Annotated in this window: 17 protein-coding genes; 13 read left to right on the forward strand and 4 right to left on the reverse strand. The window is 67.1% G+C overall.

Annotation, left to right across the window (positions count from 1 at the left end; genetic code table 11):
* Positions 1-4: 4 nt before the first annotated feature.
* The 8 genes from ABKS89_RS03900 to ABKS89_RS03935 all read left to right on the forward strand — a co-directional run bounded on the left by ABKS89_RS03900 (position 5) and on the right by ABKS89_RS03935 (position 8,900).
* Positions 5-1,063, forward strand: a complete 1,059-nt coding sequence (locus ABKS89_RS03900) for an acyl-CoA dehydrogenase family protein (protein ID WP_348589702.1) — start codon at positions 5-7, stop codon at positions 1,061-1,063.
* 8 nt (positions 1,064-1,071) lie between these two features.
* On the forward strand, positions 1,072-1,827 hold the full coding sequence (locus tag ABKS89_RS03905) for an enoyl-CoA hydratase/isomerase family protein (RefSeq protein ID WP_348589788.1): 756 nt from the start codon (positions 1,072-1,074) through the stop codon (positions 1,825-1,827).
* A gap of 15 nt (positions 1,828-1,842) precedes the next feature.
* Positions 1,843-2,988 carry an acyl-CoA dehydrogenase family protein gene (locus ABKS89_RS03910; protein ID WP_348589701.1) on the forward strand — a complete coding sequence of 382 codons (1,146 nt, stop codon included), beginning with the start codon at positions 1,843-1,845 and terminating at the stop codon, positions 2,986-2,988.
* A gap of 49 nt (positions 2,989-3,037) precedes the next feature.
* Complete coding sequence (locus ABKS89_RS03915) at positions 3,038-3,955, forward strand: SDR family NAD(P)-dependent oxidoreductase (RefSeq protein WP_348589700.1); 918 nt, start codon at positions 3,038-3,040, stop codon at positions 3,953-3,955.
* Positions 3,956-3,974: 19 nt separating this feature from the next.
* Positions 3,975-4,952 carry an NADH:ubiquinone reductase gene (locus ABKS89_RS03920; RefSeq protein WP_348589698.1) on the forward strand — a complete coding sequence of 326 codons (978 nt, stop codon included), beginning with the start codon at positions 3,975-3,977 and terminating at the stop codon, positions 4,950-4,952.
* Between the two features lie 246 nt (positions 4,953-5,198).
* A complete protein-coding gene (locus ABKS89_RS03925) occupies positions 5,199-6,449 on the forward strand; it encodes an OprD family porin (protein WP_348589697.1) in 1,251 nt (416 codons plus the stop codon).
* A gap of 121 nt (positions 6,450-6,570) precedes the next feature.
* Complete coding sequence (locus ABKS89_RS03930; protein WP_138212035.1) at positions 6,571-7,254, forward strand: TetR/AcrR family transcriptional regulator; 684 nt, start codon at positions 6,571-6,573, stop codon at positions 7,252-7,254.
* Complete coding sequence (locus tag ABKS89_RS03935) at positions 7,251-8,900, forward strand: acyl-CoA dehydrogenase family protein (RefSeq protein WP_348589695.1); 1,650 nt, start codon at positions 7,251-7,253, stop codon at positions 8,898-8,900. The genes ABKS89_RS03930 and ABKS89_RS03935 overlap by 4 nt, the downstream gene beginning before the upstream one ends.
* Before the next feature lie 26 nt (positions 8,901-8,926).
* On the opposite strand, the gene ABKS89_RS03940 is transcribed toward ABKS89_RS03935, so the two are convergent.
* The 3 genes from ABKS89_RS03940 to ABKS89_RS03950 form a co-directional block, all read right to left on the reverse strand.
* The gene (locus tag ABKS89_RS03940) at positions 8,927-9,226 is read right to left on the reverse strand and encodes a HigA family addiction module antitoxin (RefSeq protein ID WP_138212037.1); all 300 of its coding nucleotides are present in this window, start codon (positions 9,224-9,226) and stop codon (positions 8,927-8,929) included.
* Between the two features lie 12 nt (positions 9,227-9,238).
* Complete coding sequence (locus ABKS89_RS03945) at positions 9,239-9,517, reverse strand: type II toxin-antitoxin system RelE/ParE family toxin (RefSeq protein ID WP_138212038.1); 279 nt, start codon at positions 9,515-9,517, stop codon at positions 9,239-9,241.
* A gap of 207 nt (positions 9,518-9,724) precedes the next feature.
* A complete protein-coding gene (locus ABKS89_RS03950; protein ID WP_348589693.1) occupies positions 9,725-10,195 on the reverse strand; it encodes a BRO-N domain-containing protein in 471 nt (156 codons plus the stop codon).
* Positions 10,196-10,743: 548 nt separating this feature from the next.
* Here ABKS89_RS03950 and amn point away from each other — a divergent pair.
* From amn to ABKS89_RS03965, 3 genes are all read left to right on the forward strand, one after another.
* A complete protein-coding gene (gene amn, locus ABKS89_RS03955) occupies positions 10,744-12,219 on the forward strand; it encodes an AMP nucleosidase (protein ID WP_138212040.1) in 1,476 nt (491 codons plus the stop codon).
* A gap of 175 nt (positions 12,220-12,394) precedes the next feature.
* Positions 12,395-13,171: a deoxyribose-phosphate aldolase gene (gene deoC, locus ABKS89_RS03960; protein WP_348589692.1), complete on the forward strand. Its 777-nt coding sequence runs from the start codon at positions 12,395-12,397 to the stop codon at positions 13,169-13,171.
* Between the two features lie 116 nt (positions 13,172-13,287).
* The gene (locus tag ABKS89_RS03965; RefSeq protein ID WP_348589691.1) at positions 13,288-13,851 is read left to right on the forward strand and encodes a hypothetical protein; all 564 of its coding nucleotides are present in this window, start codon (positions 13,288-13,290) and stop codon (positions 13,849-13,851) included.
* A 221-nt stretch (positions 13,852-14,072) separates the two neighbouring features.
* Here ABKS89_RS03965 and ABKS89_RS03970 read toward each other — a convergent pair whose 3' ends face one another.
* Positions 14,073-15,125, reverse strand: coding sequence for an MBL fold metallo-hydrolase (locus tag ABKS89_RS03970; protein WP_348589689.1), 1,053 nt, complete (start codon positions 15,123-15,125; stop codon positions 14,073-14,075).
* 151 nt (positions 15,126-15,276) lie between these two features.
* On the opposite strand from ABKS89_RS03970, the gene ABKS89_RS03975 reads away from it, so the two are divergent.
* Both ABKS89_RS03975 and ABKS89_RS03980 read left to right on the forward strand, forming a co-directional pair.
* On the forward strand, positions 15,277-15,843 hold the full coding sequence (locus ABKS89_RS03975) for a pseudouridine synthase (RefSeq protein WP_348589787.1): 567 nt from the start codon (positions 15,277-15,279) through the stop codon (positions 15,841-15,843).
* A 155-nt stretch (positions 15,844-15,998) separates the two neighbouring features.
* Entirely contained in the window at positions 15,999-16,907 is a 909-nt protein-coding gene (locus ABKS89_RS03980; RefSeq protein WP_348589687.1) for a LysR substrate-binding domain-containing protein, read from the forward strand.
* The last annotated feature ends 81 nt before the right edge of the window (positions 16,908-16,988 follow it).

Raw genomic sequence — 16,988 nt, forward strand, 5'->3', positions numbered from 1 at the left:
CGAAATGACCGACAACACCGCGATGGCCGAGGAGCGCGAAGAGCGCCTGCGGATGATCCGTGACAGCGCCGCCTCCCTGGTGCCGCGTGGCGGCGACCTGGGCCGGGTGCGCCGCCTGCGCTTCCAGGCGCAGGGCCTCGACCGCGACGCCTGGGCCGAAGTCTGCGCCATGGGCTGGCCGGGCCTGCGCCTGGCCGAAGAACTGGGCGGCAGTGGGCTGGGCATGGGCGAGTACACCGCGCTGCTGGAAGAACTCGGACGCGGCCTGCTGCCCGAACCGCTGATCGAGGCGAGCCTGGTCGCGCCCTTGCTGCCCGCCGCCGAGCGCGATGCGCTGCTGGCCGGCGAGCGGCTGATCCTGCCCGCGGGCATCGGCTATGAAGCCGGCGCCGCCTTGCCGGTACTGCGCGATGGGCAACTGCGCGGCGAGATCGCCCACGTCGCTCTGGGTGCTGCCGCTGATGCGTGGCTGGTGGCCTGCAACGCCGGCCTCGCGCTGGTGCAGCGCAATGCCGAAGGGCTGAGCGTTCACCAGGAACCAACCCAGGACGGCGGCCACCTGGCGCGCCTGCGCTTCGACGGCACGCCCGCTCAACTCGTCGAAGCTGCGCCCGCTGCCCTCGACGAGTCGGCACTGGCTTGCGCCGCCTACCTGGTCGGCCTGATGGATGCGGCCTTCGAACAGACCCGCGACTATCTCGGCGTGCGCCGCCAGTTCGGCCGCGAGATCGGCAGCTTCCAGTCGCTGCAGCACCGCATGGTCGACCTGAAACTGCAGATCGAACTGGCCCGCGCCATCGTCGGCGAAGCGGCCACCGCGCTGGACGAAGGCGCGCCGGTCGCGCAGGTGCAGCGCCTGGTATCCACCGCCAAGGTGCGCGCCGCCGAAGCGGCCATGCTGGTGACCCGCCTGGCGATCCAGCTGCACGGCGGCATCGGCTACACCGACGAGGCCGACATCGGCCTGTTCCTGCGCCGCGCCATGGTGCTGCTCAACAGCCAGGGTTCGCTGGCCTTCCACCGGGCACGCTACATCGCCCTGCTGCAGGCGGAGGTGGCGTGATGAGCGAGATGCTGCTGCAGGAAACACTCGGTACGGTGCGCCTTCTGCGCTTCAACAATCCGACGCGGCGCAATGCGCTGTCCCCGGCGTTGCGCGCCGAGCTGCTCGAAGCGCTGCGCGAAGCGGACGCCGATTCCGCCGTGCGCAGCGTGGTCCTCACCGGTTCGGCGGAAGTCTTCAGCGCCGGCGGCGACCTCAGCGACATGCACGTCACCGACCTCAACGCTGGCCGGGTGCGCATGCAGAAGAACGCTGACCTGATCCGCCAGATGCTGCGCATGGGCAAGCCGATCATCGCTGCCATCGAAGGCTGGGCGGTGGGCGCCGGGCTGTCGGTGGCGCTGGCCTGCGACAGCCTGGTGTGTGGCGGCACGGCACGCTTCGCCGCCGGCTTCGGCAAGGTCGGGCTGATCGCCGATCTTGGCCAGCTGCACACCTTGCCGGCGCGCATCGGTGTCGGCCGCGCGCGGCAGGTGCTGATGTTCGGGCAGGTCATCGACGCCGAGGAAGCTCAGCGCATCGGCCTGGTGGACCAGCTCTGCGCGCCGGGTGCCGCGCTGGACGCCGCCCTCGCGCTGGCCGCCAAGCTCGAGCAACAGGCGCCGCTGCCGCTGGCCTTGACCAAGGCCCTGCTGGCCGACGGCCTGGAGCTGCTGCTCGAGCGCGAAGGCGATTTCCAGAGCCAGCTGTTCCTCAGCGCCGACCATGCCGAAGGCAAGGCGGCCTTCCTCGACAAGCGTTCTCCCGTATTCAAAGGCCAGTGAGCTGAGGACATTGAAATGACCGATTACAACGCCCTCGACGATGGCGAGTTCCGCAGGCTGGTGCGCGACTGGGTCGCCGCCAACTACCCGCAGCGCATCCGCAACCCGGCCCATCGCCTGGGCCGCGACGACACCTGGGAGTGGTACCAGGCACTGTCGAAAAAAGGCTGGCTGTGCCCCGGCTGGCCGGTGCAGTTCGGCGGCATGGGCCTCGCCGCTGGCAAGCAGCTGATCATGATCGAGGAGATGGAAAACTACGGCTGCGCGCGCCTGCCCGACAGCGGCATCACCATGCTCGGCCCGCTGCTGATCCGCTACGGCACCGATGCCCAGCGCGAGCGGTTCCTGCCGCGCATCCTGAGCGGTGAAGACATCTGGTGCCAGGGCTACAGCGAGCCCAACGCCGGCTCCGACCTCGCCAGCCTGCGCACCGAGGCGGTGCTGCGTGACGGCGAGTGGGTCATCAATGGCCAGAAGACCTGGACCACCATGGGCACCGAGGCCAACTGGATCTTCGTGCTGGCGCGCACCGAGCGTAGCGCCAAGGCGCAGCAGGGCATCAGCTTCCTGCTGGTACCGATGGATAGCCCGGGCGTCGAGGTACGGCCGATCCTCAATCTCGAACTGCAGGGCGAGTTCTGCGAGGTGTTCTTCAACGACGTGCGCGTGCCCCAGGAGAACCTCGTCGGCGCGGTCAACCACGGCTGGGGCATGGCCAAGGCGCTGCTCGGCTTCGAGCGCATCTTCCTCGGCTCGCCCAAGCAGGCCACCTTCGCCCTCGAGCGCCTGGTGCGCCTGGCTCGTCACCAGGGCCTGTGGGATGACCCGGTGTTCGCCCAGCGTTTCGCCGCGCTGAGCATGGACCTGGACTGTCACAAGGCGCTCTACGAGCGCTTCGCCGAACGCCTGCGGCGCGGCGAGGAGCTGGGCCCGGACGTTTCCCTGCTGAAGATCCACCAGTCCGAGCTGTACCAGCGCATCAGCGAGCTGGGACTGGAGATCGCCGGGGCGGATTCGGCGCTGCTCAACCCGTTTGCCGACGATGCCGAGCTGCACCCGGCGGGCATCTTCATCCAGTCGCGGCCGACCACCATCTACGGCGGCACCAACGAAATCCAGCGCAACATCCTGGCCAAGGCCGTGCTCGGCCTGCCGAGCTGATCCTGCGCGCAACGAACTCCCTGATTGAACGAACAGTAAGGAATTAGCGATGACCCAACGACTCAACGAAGGCAAGGTAGCGATCGTCACCGGCGCCGGTGGCGGCATCGGCCGCGAGATCGCCCTGGCCCTGGCCGACAGCGGTGCGCGGGTGCTGATCAACGACATCGGCGTGTCCCTGCAGGGCGAGGGCGGCTCGTCTTCCCCGGCTGAGGAAACCCTCGGGTTGATCCGCCAGCGCGGCGGCGACGGCGCCATCAACACCGACAGCGTGTCGGACTGGGACAGCGCCCGGCGCATCGTCTCCAGCGCCATCGACGCCTTCGGCCGCGTCGACATCGTGGTGAACAATGCCGGCATCCTGCGCGACACCATCTTCCACAAGATGAGCGCCGAGGACTGGCTGTCGGTCATCAACGTGCACCTCAATGGCAGCTTCTTCGTCAGCCGTGCCGCCGCCGAGCACTTCCGCGCGCAGAACAGCGGCGCCTTCGTACACATGACCAGCACCTCGGGGCTGATCGGCAACTTCGGCCAGGCCAACTACTCGGCAGCCAAGCTCGGCATCGTCGCCCTGAGCAAGTCCATCGCCCTCGACATGCAGCGCTACAACGTACGCTCCAACTGCATCGCGCCGTTCGCCTGGAGCCGCATGACCGACTCCATCCCGGCCGAGACGCCGGAGCAGAAGGCACGGGTGGAAAACCTGCAGCGCATGACCCCGGACAAGAACGCACCGCTGGCCGTCTACCTGGCTTCCGACGCGGCCAGTGCGGTCAACGGCCAGGTGTTCGCCGCGCGCAACCACGAGATCTTCCTGATGAGCCAGAGCCGTCCGCTGCGCAGCGTGCACAGCGACAACGGCTGGACCCCGCAGAGCATCGCCGAGCACGGCATGCCCGCATTGCGTGGCAGCTTCATGGACCTGGCGCGCAGCCCGGACGTGTTCTCCTGGGACCCGATCTGAACCGCCGGAGGACAGGCGCATGTTCAAGACCCGATTCACTGAAACCTTCGGCGTCGAACACCCGATCATGCAGGGCGGCATGCAGTGGGTGGGGCGCGCCGAGATGGCCGCGGCAGTGGCCAATGCCGGCGGGCTGGCAACGCTCTCGGCGCTGACCCAGCCGACCCCGCAGGCGCTGGCCGATGAAATCGCGCGTTGCCGCGAACTCACCGACAAGCCCTTCGGCGTCAACCTCACGCTGCTGCCGACGCAGAAGCCGATCCCCTATGCCGAGTACCGCGCGGCGATCATCGAGGGCGGCATCGGCGTGGTCGAAACCGCTGGCAACAACCCCGGCGAGCACATCGCCGAGTTCCGCCAGCACGGGATCAAGGTCATCCACAAATGCACCGCCGTGCGCCATGCGCTCAAGGCCGAGCAACTGGGCGTGGACGCGGTGTCCATCGACGGTTTCGAGTGCGCCGGCCATCCGGGCGAGGACGACATTCCCGGCCTGGTCCTGCTGCCTGCGGCGGCCAACCGGCTGCGCGTGCCGATCATCGCTTCCGGTGGCTTCGCCGACGGTCGCGGGCTGGTGGCGGCGCTGGCGCTGGGGGCCGATGCGATCAACATGGGCACACGCTTCCTCAGCACCCGCGAGTGCCCGATCCACCCGCAGGTCAAGGCGGCCATCCGCGCGGCGGACGAGCGCTCCACGGACGTGATCATGCGTTCGTTGCGCAACAGTGCGCGGGTCGCCCGCAACGCCATCAGCCAGGAAGTACTGGCCATCGAGGCGCGCGGCAACGCCACCTACGCCGACATCGCCACGCTGGTCAGCGGCCTGCGCGGACGCACCGTCTACGAGCAGGGCGACACCGACCTGGGGATCTGGTCGGCGGGCATGGTCCAGGGCCTGATCGATGACGAACCCAGCTGCGAGGAACTGCTGCGCGACATCGTCGAACAGGCGCGCCAGTTGATCCGCCAACGACTGGAGGGCCTGCTCATCCAGTGATTTTCAACTTGGCGGCGTGGGAGCAACCGTTCTTTCTGGGCGCTTGTGCCTGGGCTTGCCCTCTCCCCCCGCCCTCTCCCTGAAGGGAGAGGGAGCTGTCCGTGCCGGCTGACGCCAAGGTTTCAACCTGCACCGAACGGTCCCCTCTCCCTTCAGGGAGAGGGTTAGGGGGAGGGAATGGGCCTGCACGGACTTTCACGAAGCAGCGGCGCCGCCTTCACCTCACCTGACGAAGAGACAACAACAATGAAAAATCTTCCCGTACGGGCGCTCGTTTCGAGCTTCGCCTGCCTGCCCCTGTTCGCCCACGCGGACTTCATCGCGGACAGCAAGGCGAGCCTGGAGCTGCGCAATTTCTACTTCAACCGCGACTACCGCCAGAGCGGTGCCGCGCAGTCGAAATCCGAGGAGTGGGCGCAAGGTTTCCTGCTGCGCTTCGAGTCGGGCTACACCGAAGGCACGGTGGGCGTGGGCGTCGATGCCCTTGGCCTGCTGGGGATCAAGCTGGACTCCAGCCCTGATCGCACCGGCTCCGGCCTGCTGCCGTATTCGGCCAGCGACAAGCGCGCCGCCGATGACTACAGCTCCCTCGGCGTGACGGCCAAGCTGCGCGCCTCGAAGAGCACCCTGAAGGTCGGCACCCTGCTGCCCAAGCTGCCGGTGGTGCAGTACAACGACACCCGCCTGGCGCCGCAGACCTTCCAGGGCGGCCTTGCCGAGGTCAACGAGATCGACGGCCTCACCGCGCAACTCGGCCAGCTGCGCCAGGTCAAGCAACGCGACTCGACCAACGACGAAGACCTGTCGATGACCCGCGGCAACAAGCGCAACATCGTGCTCGGCAGCCACACCAGCAGCGACCGCTTCAACCTCGCCGGCGGCACCTACCGCTGGACCGACAACCTCAGCACCAGCTACCACTACGGAGGCCTGGAAAACTTCTACCGCCAGCACTACCTGAGCGTGGTACACACCCTGCCGATCGCAGAGGGCCAGTCGCTCAAGTCGGATATCCGCTGGGCGCGCTCCACCGATGACGGCGGCAGCAACGTCGACAACCGCGCGCTCAACGCGCTGTTCACCTACCGCATCGGCGGCAGCGGATTCGGCGTCGGCTACCAGCGCATGTCCGGCGACACCGGCTTCGCCTACCTCAGCGGCACTGACCCGTACCTGACCAACTTCGTGCAGATCGGCGACTTCGCCAACAAGGACGAACGCTCCTGGCAGGCGCGCTACGACTACGACTTCGCCGGCCTCGGCCTACCCGGCCTGACCTTCATGACCCGCTACCTGCAAGGCGACCACATCGACCTGCTGAACGGCCAGGGGCGCGGCAAGGAGTGGGAGCGCGACACCGATATCGGCTACGTGGTGCAGAACGGCCCGCTGAAGAACCTCGGCTTCAAGGTGCGCAACGGCGCCTTCCGCAGCGACTTCGGCAACGATATCGACGAAACGCGGGTGATCGTCAGCTACCAGATGCCGCTCTGGTAACCGTCCTAACGGGCGGGGGCGGTTTGGCCAGAATCGCTCCGCCCGTGGCGGGAATGTCCCTTTCAGCAAAGGTCTGAACCGTGATTCACTGAATTTCATGCAGTGAATCCGGATTCAGATCATGGCCTACCGACACTCCCCAGCACGGCTGCAAAAGGACGGCGAACTGCGCGAGCGCATTCTCGAGCTGGCGCTGGCGCGGGTGGCCGACGGTGGTTTCGCCGCCCTGACCATGCAGAGCCTGGCGGACGCCGCCGGCATCGCCACCGGCAGCCTCTACCGGCACTTCAGCGGCAAGGGCGAACTGGCCGCCGAGGTCTTCGCCCGTGCCAGCCAGCACGAGGTCGATACCCTCGGTGCGCTGCTGAAAGCTCCCGGCAGCGCTTCCGAACGCCTGAACCTGGGCCTGCAACAGTTCGCCGCGCGCGCCTGGGGCAGCCGCCAGCTGGCCTTCGCGCTGATCGCCGAGCCGGTCGACCCGGAAGTGGACGAGCAGCGCCTGATCTACCGCGAAGCCTACGCTGCACTGTTCGTCACCCTGCTGGAGCAGGGCATCGCCGCCGGTGAATTCCAGCCCCAGCCGGTGCAGCTGACCGCCGCCTGCCTGGTCGGCGCCATCGCCGAAGCCCTGATCGGCCCGCTTTCGCCGCCCGCCCGCGCCGCGCGGGATGCCGGCCAGTCCAACGTTTCCCTGGAGGACGTCAGCGACGCCCTCGCCAGCTTCTGCCTGCGCGCCGTCGGCGCGTCCACATCTGCCTTGCCCAAGCCAGCCAAGCCCACGCCCGTTATGGAGGACCAGCCATGATCCCGCACCCGTACGCCGAAACCCACGAAGTGACCAATCAGGTGCCGCCGCTGGACGGCGCCAACCTCTATCGCGTCGACGTGCCGCTGCAGGAGTGGGTGCGCCGTTACGGCGGAGGCTGGGCCGAACAGAAGCTCGACGCCTACGGCGCGCTGGCCGGCGGGCCGCTGATGGCAGCGGGCTTCCTTGCCAACGAGAACAAGCCGGTATTCAAGTCCCACGACCGCTTCGGCCACCGCGTCGACCTGGTGGAGTTCCACCCGGCCTACCACGAGCTGATGCGCGCGGCCATCGAGGCCGGCCTGCCCTCCATGCCCTGGACCGACCCGCGCGCTGGCGCCCATGTCGCCCGTGCGGGCCTGAGCTACCTGCACAGCCAGGCCGAGGCCGGCACCGGCTGCCCGTTGACCATGACCTTCGCCAGCGTGCCTGCCCTGCGTTTGCAGCCGGACCTCGCCGAGAAGTGGTTGCCGAAGATCCTCTCCACCGAATACGACCCGCGCAACCTGCCCATCGAGCAGAAGACCGGCGCCACCATCGGCATGGCCATGACCGAGAAGCAGGGCGGCACCGACGTGCGTGCCAACACCACCCGCGCCTACCCGGTGGGCATCCCCGGTCCGGGCCAGGCCTACGAACTGGTCGGCCACAAGTGGTTCTGCTCGGCGCCGATGTGCGACGCCTTCCTCACCCTGGCTTATACCGACAAGGGCCTGACCTGCTTCCTGCTGCCGCGCCACCGCCCGGACGGCAGCCGCAACGAGTTCTACATCCAGCGCCTGAAGAACAAGCTGGGCAACTGGTCCAACGCCTCCAGCGAAGTGGAATACCGCGGCGCGCTGGCCTGGATGGTCGGCGAGGAAGGCCGTGGCGTACCCACCATCATCGAGATGGTCGCCATGACCCGCTTCGACTGCATGGTCGGCTCCAGCTCGCTGATGCGCCAGGCACTGACCCAGGCCGCGCACCACTGCGCCTACCGCCAGGTCGGCGGCCGCGTGCTGGCCGAACAGCCGCTGATGCAGAACGTGCTGGCCGACCTCGCCCTGGAAAGCGAAGCCGCACTGGCCCTGACCATGCGCATGGGCCGCGCCCTGGACAATCTGCACGACGAACAGGAAGACAAGTTCGCCCGGCTGGTGACCGCCGTGGGCAAGTACTGGATCTGCAAACGCGCCCCCGCGATGATCAACGAGGCCGCTGAATGCCTGGGCGGCGCCGGCTACGTCGAGGACACCATCCTCCCGCGCCTGTACCGCGAAGCGCCGGTCAACTCCACCTGGGAAGGCTCGGGCAACGTGCAGTGCCTGGATGTGCTGCGTGCCCTGTCGAAGGAACCCGGCGTGCTCGACGCGCTGTTCAGCGAACTCGGCGACGGCCACGGCGACGCGCGCCTGGCGTCGTTCATCGGCAACCTCAAGGCCTCCTTCGCCGACACCCAGGACATCCAGTACCGCGCCCGCCAGCTCACCGAAAACGTCGCCATCGCCCTGCAGGCCAAGCTGCTGCTGGAAGCGGGCAACTCGGTGGTCTCCGACGCCTTCATCGCCAGCCGCCTGGACGACGGCGGCCGCGTCTACGGCACCCTGCCGCGCGGGGTGGACGCGGAAGCGCTGGTGGCGCGGGCGACGCCGCATCTGGTGTGAAGTTGAACCATGGGCTCAGGGCGGTGCTATGCCGCCCTTGGCTTGATCTCGTCGATGATCTGCTGTCCCGATTCCAATTCCGCGACGCGTAGATCGAAGGCTGTCTGCAGGTTGACCCACGATTGAGCGTCACCTCCGAAGTAGCGTGCCAGGCGCAGCGCAGTGTCTGCCGTGATGCTGCGACGCTCGTTGACGATCTCGTGGATTCGGGTAGCGGGGACTCGCAGGGCTGTGGCCAAGGCGTTGGCCGACATTTCCAGCGGTGCCAGATATTCCTCCCGGAGGATTTCGCCCGGGTGAACCGGGCGCATGCGATTTTGCGTCATGTCTGTTTACCTTTAGTGGTAGTCCACTATCTCAACGTCGTGCACGTTGCCATCGACCCAGCGAAAGCAGATTCTCCATTGCCCGTTGATGCGGATGCTGTACTGGCCGGCCCTGCTACCCTGCAGCCCTTCCAGGCGGTTGCCCGGTGGCGACCTGAGAAAGTCCAGCGTCGCAGCGGCATCCAGCATTTGTAGCTTCCGTTCCGCCTGAGCCTGAAAGGCTCTGAAAGCTTTCGGACAGGTCCCTTCGAACAGCGCTTGCGTGTGTTTGCAGGCGAACGACGTGATCATGGTTGAACGGTATCACGGTTGGCGTATAACGCAATGCGTAATACGCTTTGCGTTAAGGTGCTGAAGAAAATCCGTTGTGACATGGTGTCGGGCTCCTTGCCGGCGGCGTGTACTTGGTTTCGTAGGGCGCATAACGCGTCAGCGCTTATCCGCCGGGGAGGTTCCGGCGGATAACCTGTTCCAGGTTATGCGCCCTACGAGGGTTGGTCAGGCTCCTACGCGCCAGAGCGAGTGCCACCAGGCGGGGCGCGGTGGTGTGACAGGTTTGGGTTGCAGGAGCTGCGGCACGTCGCTGTAGCGGACCCAGAGCTGGTCGTTCCATTCCAGCAGGGCGATGTCGCGGCTTTCCCAGCGCAGCAGGGAGCGGCGCGGGTGCTGGACGGGGAGGGTGGGGCCGCGCAGGGCGGGGATGACTTCGTGGGTGATCCACTGCCGCAGGCTGCGGTTTTCCGGGTGGCGGTAGCGCGATAGGAGATTGAAGAAGCCGGCTTCGCAGACCAGCCAGGTGTCCTGTTCGCCGCTCTGGGTTTGCAGCCGTTCCCGGCGCTTGAGGTCGGCGTCGAGGCGGTGCTCGGTGAAGTGCTCCGCCGGGCAGCCCATCAGGGCGCCCAGATCGCTGGCGGCGAACCAGGGTTGGTTCTCCAGCATCAGGGCGCGTAAAGGACGTTGGTAACGCATGAATACGCTAGATGTATGAACGTCATGGTTCATGGCAGTACTCCAAAGTGATTGGGAGCAGCTACCGTCCATCGCCGTCAATCGAAGGGCGGCAAACCGCGCAGGGTTGACGGACCGGCTCCAGCGACACCGGCAGGCTCCTCTCGGGAGCCTCCCTGCGCGATCTGCCATTGAACTTCACGATCATTACTCGTGGGTGCACCAATAGATGCAGAGAGGTACGCCATCTCTGCATGCGTCGGAAGACGCCATCGCGCTACTAGAGTCAGGCCGTCAAACCCGGCTGCGGGGTTGACCGCAGCGCGGCCAATCTAGCGGCGGCGCCTCGATAAACAAGGCGCTTCCGGCAGCTTGGGACGGCCCGACAAGCAATATACGAAAATGGAATACAGTCGCTTCATCGCGGCTGTCATCCGCACTCGAGGTCACGGATTCTGTCATAGGCTTTCCTCAACCCTTCCGCTCGTCCTGCCGGTTCGGAATCTGTCATCCCTTTCTGTGACGGAAGCAGGCAAGATGGAGCTGATCGTTCAGACAGGATGCCCACCATGAGTCTTACGACTGGCGACGAGTTCTTCGTCGCGCAGACGGCCGAAGAGGCCGTCGATCGACTGGCCGTGCTCCACGAGCGCGCCACCGGCGCCCTGAACCAGGCGCTCAAGCGGTACCTGAAGGACCGCGAAGTCCCCGACGCGCAGCAGCGCGAACAATTCCGCTACCCGCTGCTGCGGGTGACCTACCTGTGCCAGGGCGAAGTGCCCTCGACCACCCGCGCCTACGCCAAGGTCCAGGTGCCCGGCACCTACGCCGTGACCATCACCCAGCCCAAGGCTTTCCGCAAATACCTGCTGGAGCAGCTGCGCCCGCTGATGGAAGACTTCACCGTGCGCGTGGAAGTCGGTGTCAGCGCGCAGAACATTCCGTATCCCTATGTGGTGGAGGGCGGTGATGAACTGGGTGGCTCGGGCGTGACCGCCGCCGAGCTGGCGCGGGTGTTCCCCAGCACCGATCTGTCGGCCACTTCTGACGGTGTGGCGGACGGCCTGTACGAATGGGAGAACGCCGATCCGATGCCGCTGGCGCTGTTCGACGCCGCACGCACCGACTTTTCCCTGCGCCGCATGGTGCATTACACCGGCAGCGACTGGCGCCACGTGCAGCCGTGGATCCTGCTGACCAACTACCACCGTTACGTCGACCAGTTCATCCACCTGGGCCTGGAGCGCCTGCGCGACGACCCGCGCTTCGTGCGTATGGTCCTGCCGGGCAACGTGATCATCGAGCGCGGCACGGATGAGGGCGAGGCCAATGCCATCGTCGCCAGCGTCGAGTGGCACCGCTTCCAGATGCCGGCCTACCACCTGATCGCCGAGGACGGCGACGGCGTGACGCTGGTCAACATCGGCGTCGGCCCGTCCAACGCGAAGAACATCACCGACCACCTCGCCGTGCTGCGTCCGCACTGCTGGCTGATGGTAGGCCACTGCGGCGGCCTGCGGCAGTCGCAGACCATTGGCGACTACGTGCTGGCACACGCCTACATGCGCCGCGACGGCATCCTCGACCGCGTGCTGCCGCCGCACATCCCGATCCCGGCGCTGGCCGAGGTGCAGTTGGCGCTGCAGGAAGCTGCCGCGCTGGTGACTGGCGAGCGCGGCGACCAGCTCAAGCGCCGCCTGCGCACCGGTACCGTGCTCACCTACGACGACCGCAACTGGGAGCTGCACTGGGCCCAGGAGCGCCCGCTGATCAACCTGGCGCGGGCCATCGCGGTGGATATGGAAAGCGGCACTATCGCCGCTCAGGGTTACCGCCTGCGGGTGCCTTACGGCACGCTGCTGTGCGTGTCGGACAAGCCGCTGCACAGCGAGATCAAGCTGCCAGGCGCCGCCACGGCTTTCTACCAGCGCGCGGTGAGCCAGCACCTGTCCATCGGTGTTGCCGCCGTGGACCTGCTGCGCACCCAGCTCAACTCGCTGCACTCGCGCAAGCTGCGCAGCTTCGACGAGCCGCCGTTCCGCTGATCTGCGACAGGGCACGAGGCGGCCGCCAGAGAGATGGTGGTCGTCTCAGCACATCATGGAAGCTCCGTAGGGCGGATAGCCTGGAACAGGTTGTCCGCCGCAACGTTCGCGGCGGATAACGCTGGCGCGTTATGCGCCCTACGGGGCTGAAGAAAGCCGATGGAGAGTGTTGCCGATGACCGATCCTCGCAAGACCCCGGCGGGCCGCGTGCTCGCCCTGCTGGACCTGACTTCGCTGAATGCCGGCGATGACCTGCAAAGCACCGTGGACCTCTGCCGCCTCGCGCTGACGCCTTATGGCGAAGTGGCTGCGGTGTGCGTGTGGCCGAAGCTGGTGCACGTTGCCCGGCGCACGCTCAACACCCTGGGCGGACGCGGCGTGAAGGTTGCCAGCGTGTGCAACTTCCCCGGCGGCGACGCACCGCTGGCCGATGTGGTGGAAGAGGTGCGCAAGACCCTCGCCGAGGGCGCCGACGAGATCGATCTGGTCTACCCCTGGCGCAAGCTCAAGGCCGGTCAGGACACCGGTGCGGTGGAGCTGATCCGTGCCTGCAAGACGCTGTGCGGGCCGTACCACCGGCTCAAGGTGATCCTGGAAACCGGCGAACTGGCCGACCCGGAACTGATCCGCACGGCCTGCCGCGAAGCCATTGCCGGCGGCGCCGACTTCCTCAAGACCAGCACCGGCAAGGCGACGGTGAACGCCACGCCCGAAGCCGTGCAGGTGATGCTCGAAACCATCGGGGAGGAGGGCGGCAAGGTCGGCCTGAAAGTCGCCGGCGGTCTGCGTACGCTGGCCGATGCGCAGGTCTACCAGAAGCTGGCGGAGGAGCGTTTCGGCGCGAGCTGGATCAAGCCGGAACATCTGCGTTTCGGTGCGTCTGCACTGCTCGATGACCTGCTGCGCGAGCTGAGCGGCGAGGCGAAGCCGATCTCCACGCGGGACTATTGATCGCCCCGCGTTGACGCCGCCCGAGGCGAGCCTAGAATGCTCGCCTCCCGCGCCACGGGGAACCGTGGCGCGTCCCTCCGGTCGGACCTTCGCCGACCATTTCCGCTGGTGATTCCATGCCGTTCCGCGCCCCCTCGCACCTCACCAATCCCCTGCGCCGTTTCGCCCGCCGACTGGTGGAAAACGGCGCGCCCGAAGTCGCCGCACCGCTGCCGCTGCCTGACAGCATTGCCGGCGAACCCTGGTTCTCCGTGGGCAAGGCGGTGGCGGGCCTGGGCGGCGAGCGGGTAGATGGCTGGTGCCTGGAAGAGTGGCCGGGCCTGGCCTTGCGCGCCCGTTTCAGCGCCTGCTGGCGCGACGCCCAGGGTCGCCTGTGGAACGTGCTGCCGGGCGGTGAAGCCATCGCCTTCCTGCCCGACCCGAAGCGCCGCTACGAAGGCGTTCCGGTCGCCGAACAGCTTCACGCGCTGGAGCGTGACGAGCTGCTGGAGGATTACCTCTGGCTCAGCCGCGAGCTGAGCAAACCGCAGCAGGACGACGAGCGCCGGGAAGTCCGCGAATCCATGCGCCAGCGCCTGGAAAGCTGGCTGGAGCTGGGCGGTCGCGGCGACAAAACGTGCCCGTGCAACAGCGGCAAGCGCTATCGCAACTGCTGCAGCAAGCGGGTGCGGGAGCACTGAGGTTATCGCCATGCACCTTTAGAAGAAACCGCTTGCGTCCGGAACTCCGTGCCAGCGTCTGCCCTCTCCCGGAGGGAGAGGGGGCAGATCGCTCCGGCTGATGCTGTGGTTTCATCCTGCAACGAACGGTCGCCTCTCCCGCTTGCGGGAGAGAGTTAGGGTGAGGGGCTCTAAATCTTGCAGGAGCGGACTTTGTCCGCGCTTGCGCGCATGGCCCGCTCCTACAGGGAACTGTCCGGCATCGGTGGAACGAGCCACTGCTCGCCCGGCTTCGGCGCGCGGAAACGCTCCGCCGCCACGCCACGTTGCTGTAGCGCTGCCGCCAGGTCGCTGACCGGGGTGAACTGGCCTTCGTCGCTCAGGCGGAAGGTGCCGAAGTGGATCGCCATGCTGCACTGCGAGTCGAGGTGCTGGTGCGCCTGCACCGCGTCGTCCGGGTTCATGTGGTGGTGGCGCATGAACCAGCGCGGCTCGTAGGCGCCGATGGGCAGGGCGGCGAAACGCATGGGGCCGAAGCGCTCGTGCATCAGGCCGAATTCTTCGCCCAGCCCGGTATCGCCGGGGAACAGCAGCGGGCCGTCCGGCGACTCCAGCACGAAGCCCATCCACAGCGTACGGTTGGTGTCGCGCCGCGAGCGCGCCGACCAGTGCTGCGCGGGCACGCCGGTGAGCAGCATGCCTTCGGGCATCGGCAGGCTCTGCCACCAGTCCAGCTCGGCGATGTCGGTGAAGCCGCAGGCGCGGATCAGCTCGCCATTGCCCAGCCCGGTCGCCACCTTCGCCGACGGGAAGCGCCGCGCCAGTTCGCGCAGGCTGTGGATATCCAGGTGGTCGTAGTGGTTGTGGCTGACCAGGATCAGGTTGATCGGCGGCAGCTCGTCCAGCGCCAGGCCCGGCGGATGCACGCGCTTGGGACCGACGAAGCGGAACGGGCTGGTTCGCTCGCACCAGAGCGGGTCGGTAAGGATGTTCAGGCCGCGGTGCTGGATCAGCAGGGTGGCGTGGTTGATGTAGGTGACGCGCAGTTCGTCGCCTTCGACGCGGGTCGGCGTTTCCGGGCGGGTGTCGGGGCCGGGCTGGGCGATCCATTCCTGCTGGCGGCCACGTTCGCGCTGCCATTTCAGGAAGGCGCGCAGGCCGTTGTGCGGTTGGCGGTCGAGATTATGAAAACGGGCACCGTCGAAATGCGCCGTCTGCGGGCCGCGATAGCGGGCGCCGAGGCGGCCGCTGAGGTTCTGCAAGGTGATCAGCCAGGTGGGGTGGCTCATGGGCATGCTCGTGCGTGCTCTTGCGATGAGTACTCGGCACAACCTAGCATGCCGGGCATTCGCCGTACCCCTAACCTCGGTTACCAGTCTTTTCGCCATGCCCCGTCCTCCGCGTCCCGCCAATCGTCGTCCCGCCACCCGCCCTGCGCCTCGCCGCGTGGCCAAGGCGCCGCCGGCGCAACCGAAGCTGATCCTGTTGAACAAGCCGTTCGACGTGCTGACGCAGTTCAACGACAGCGAGGGCCGCGCGACGCTGAAGGATTTCGTCGATGTGCCGGGGATCTACCCGGCCGGCCGCCTGGACCGCGACAGCGAAGGCCTGTTGCTGCTGACCAACGACGGCCGCCTGCAGGCGCGCATCGCCGATCCGAAGCACAAGCTGCCGAAGACGTACTGGGTACAGGTGGAGGGCGAGCCGAGCGACGAGCAGCTCGACCAACTGCGCAAGGGCGTGCAGCTCAATGACGGCCCGACCTTGCCGGCCGAGGCCCGGCGGCTGGAGGAGCCGCAGCTGTGGGAGCGCGACCCGCCGGTACGCTTCCGCAAGTCGATACCGACGGCCTGGCTGGAACTGGTGATCCGCGAGGGGCGCAACCGCCAGGTGCGACGGATGACGGCGGCGGTCGGCCTGCCCACGCTGCGCCTGGTACGCGTGCGCATCGGACCATGGCAGCTGGAGGGACTGCAGCCGGGACAGTGGCGGGAAGTCAGCCCCGAGCTCTGATCGCCTGACCTGCTCCGTGCGTGCGGCCTGAAAGCAGCTGGGTCGTATTCTGTAGGACTTTTCCTGAATATCCCCGGCGCAATTGTTGCTCCTGCTGCGCGCGCGCATCCTCGCCTGAACCCCAGTCGTGGTCGTTCAGGGAGCGACGGCTCGCCATGCGCATCAATCCCTTGCCGCCCTTGCAGAGCCTGGTGGCCTTCGAAGCGTCGGTGCGCCACGCCAGCTTCACCCGCGCCGCCGATGAGTTGCACCTGACACAGAGCGCGATCAGCCGGCAAGTGCAGCAACTGGAGGGCTATCTCGGACGGCCGCTGTTCATTCGCGAGCACCGCTCGTTGCGCCTTACGCCGATGGGCGAGCGCTATGCCATCGAGGTGCGGCGATTGCTCGCCCTGTGCGCCGAGGCAACCTTCGATGTGATGAAGCATCAGGGCGAGCTGGACCTCACGGTTGCCTGTTCCTCGGGAGTCGCTTCGCTCTGGCTGACGCCGCGCCTGCCACGCTTTCGCGCAGCGCATCCGGGGGCCCGCCTGCGGCTGCTGGTGCGCGATGGGCTGAGCAGCATGTCGCCGGCGGAGTTCGATGTCGGCCTGTACTACCTGCGCCGCCCCGATTGCCCGGAGTACAGCGTGCGCCGCCTGTTCGACGAGGAGGTGTTCCCGGTCTGCTCCGTGGAGTACCGCGATGGACGAATGCTGCGGCCCGATGAGCTGGTCGGGGAGACCCTGCTGCATCTGGACGATGGGCAGCGCCAGTGGATGTCCTGGAGCGAGTGGCTGGGCTGCAACGGCCTTGACTCTGCGCGTACGCGGCCTGGACTGACTGCCAATCACTACCCGCAACTGGTCGAGCTGGCCGTGCTGGGGCAGGGGGTGGCGCTGGGCTGGCGCTACATGATCGACGGGCATCTGGCGGACGGTCGATTGCGACGGTTGACCCTGGCCTCGGCCAGCCATGGCGGCGGCTACTTCATCCTCGCTCCGGCAGATCGCATGCAGAACCATGCCTGCCGGCTGTTCACCCGCTGGTTGCTGGAGGAAGCACGGCTACAGGGCTGGCGCTGACGCCCTGGCATGCGTATGGCGCATGGCGGCATGCAAATCTTTCGTTTCAGCAGCGGCCCGGTGGCTCCTTAGCATCGCAGT

It is taken from the genome of Pseudomonas sp. LABIM340 (genome assembly GCF_040017195.2).
GTDB lineage: Bacteria > Pseudomonadota > Gammaproteobacteria > Pseudomonadales > Pseudomonadaceae > Pseudomonas.

Bases quoted from the DNA above. Each gene is read 5' to 3' on its own strand.
- ABKS89_RS03900 (WP_348589702.1), top strand. From the start codon at position 5: ATGACCGACAACACCGCGATGGCCGAGGAGCGCGAAGAGCGCCTGCGG.
- ABKS89_RS03905 (WP_348589788.1), top strand. From the start codon at position 1,072: ATGCTGCTGCAGGAAACACTCGGTACGGTGCGCCTTCTGCGCTTCAAC.
- ABKS89_RS03910 (WP_348589701.1), top strand. From the start codon at position 1,843: ATGACCGATTACAACGCCCTCGACGATGGCGAGTTCCGCAGGCTGGTG.
- ABKS89_RS03915 (WP_348589700.1), top strand. From the start codon at position 3,038: ATGACCCAACGACTCAACGAAGGCAAGGTAGCGATCGTCACCGGCGCC.
- ABKS89_RS03920 (WP_348589698.1), top strand. From the start codon at position 3,975: ATGTTCAAGACCCGATTCACTGAAACCTTCGGCGTCGAACACCCGATC.
- ABKS89_RS03925 (WP_348589697.1), top strand. From the start codon at position 5,199: ATGAAAAATCTTCCCGTACGGGCGCTCGTTTCGAGCTTCGCCTGCCTG.
- ABKS89_RS03930 (WP_138212035.1), top strand. From the start codon at position 6,571: ATGGCCTACCGACACTCCCCAGCACGGCTGCAAAAGGACGGCGAACTG.
- ABKS89_RS03935 (WP_348589695.1), top strand. From the start codon at position 7,251: ATGATCCCGCACCCGTACGCCGAAACCCACGAAGTGACCAATCAGGTG.
- ABKS89_RS03940 (WP_138212037.1), bottom strand. From the start codon at position 9,226: ATGACGCAAAATCGCATGCGCCCGGTTCACCCGGGCGAAATCCTCCGG.
- ABKS89_RS03945 (WP_138212038.1), bottom strand. From the start codon at position 9,517: ATGATCACGTCGTTCGCCTGCAAACACACGCAAGCGCTGTTCGAAGGG.
- ABKS89_RS03950 (WP_348589693.1), bottom strand. From the start codon at position 10,195: ATGCGTTACCAACGTCCTTTACGCGCCCTGATGCTGGAGAACCAACCC.
- amn (WP_138212040.1), top strand. From the start codon at position 10,744: ATGAGTCTTACGACTGGCGACGAGTTCTTCGTCGCGCAGACGGCCGAA.
- deoC (WP_348589692.1), top strand. From the start codon at position 12,395: ATGACCGATCCTCGCAAGACCCCGGCGGGCCGCGTGCTCGCCCTGCTG.
- ABKS89_RS03965 (WP_348589691.1), top strand. From the start codon at position 13,288: ATGCCGTTCCGCGCCCCCTCGCACCTCACCAATCCCCTGCGCCGTTTC.
- ABKS89_RS03970 (WP_348589689.1), bottom strand. From the start codon at position 15,125: ATGCCCATGAGCCACCCCACCTGGCTGATCACCTTGCAGAACCTCAGC.
- ABKS89_RS03980 (WP_348589687.1), top strand. From the start codon at position 15,999: ATGCGCATCAATCCCTTGCCGCCCTTGCAGAGCCTGGTGGCCTTCGAA.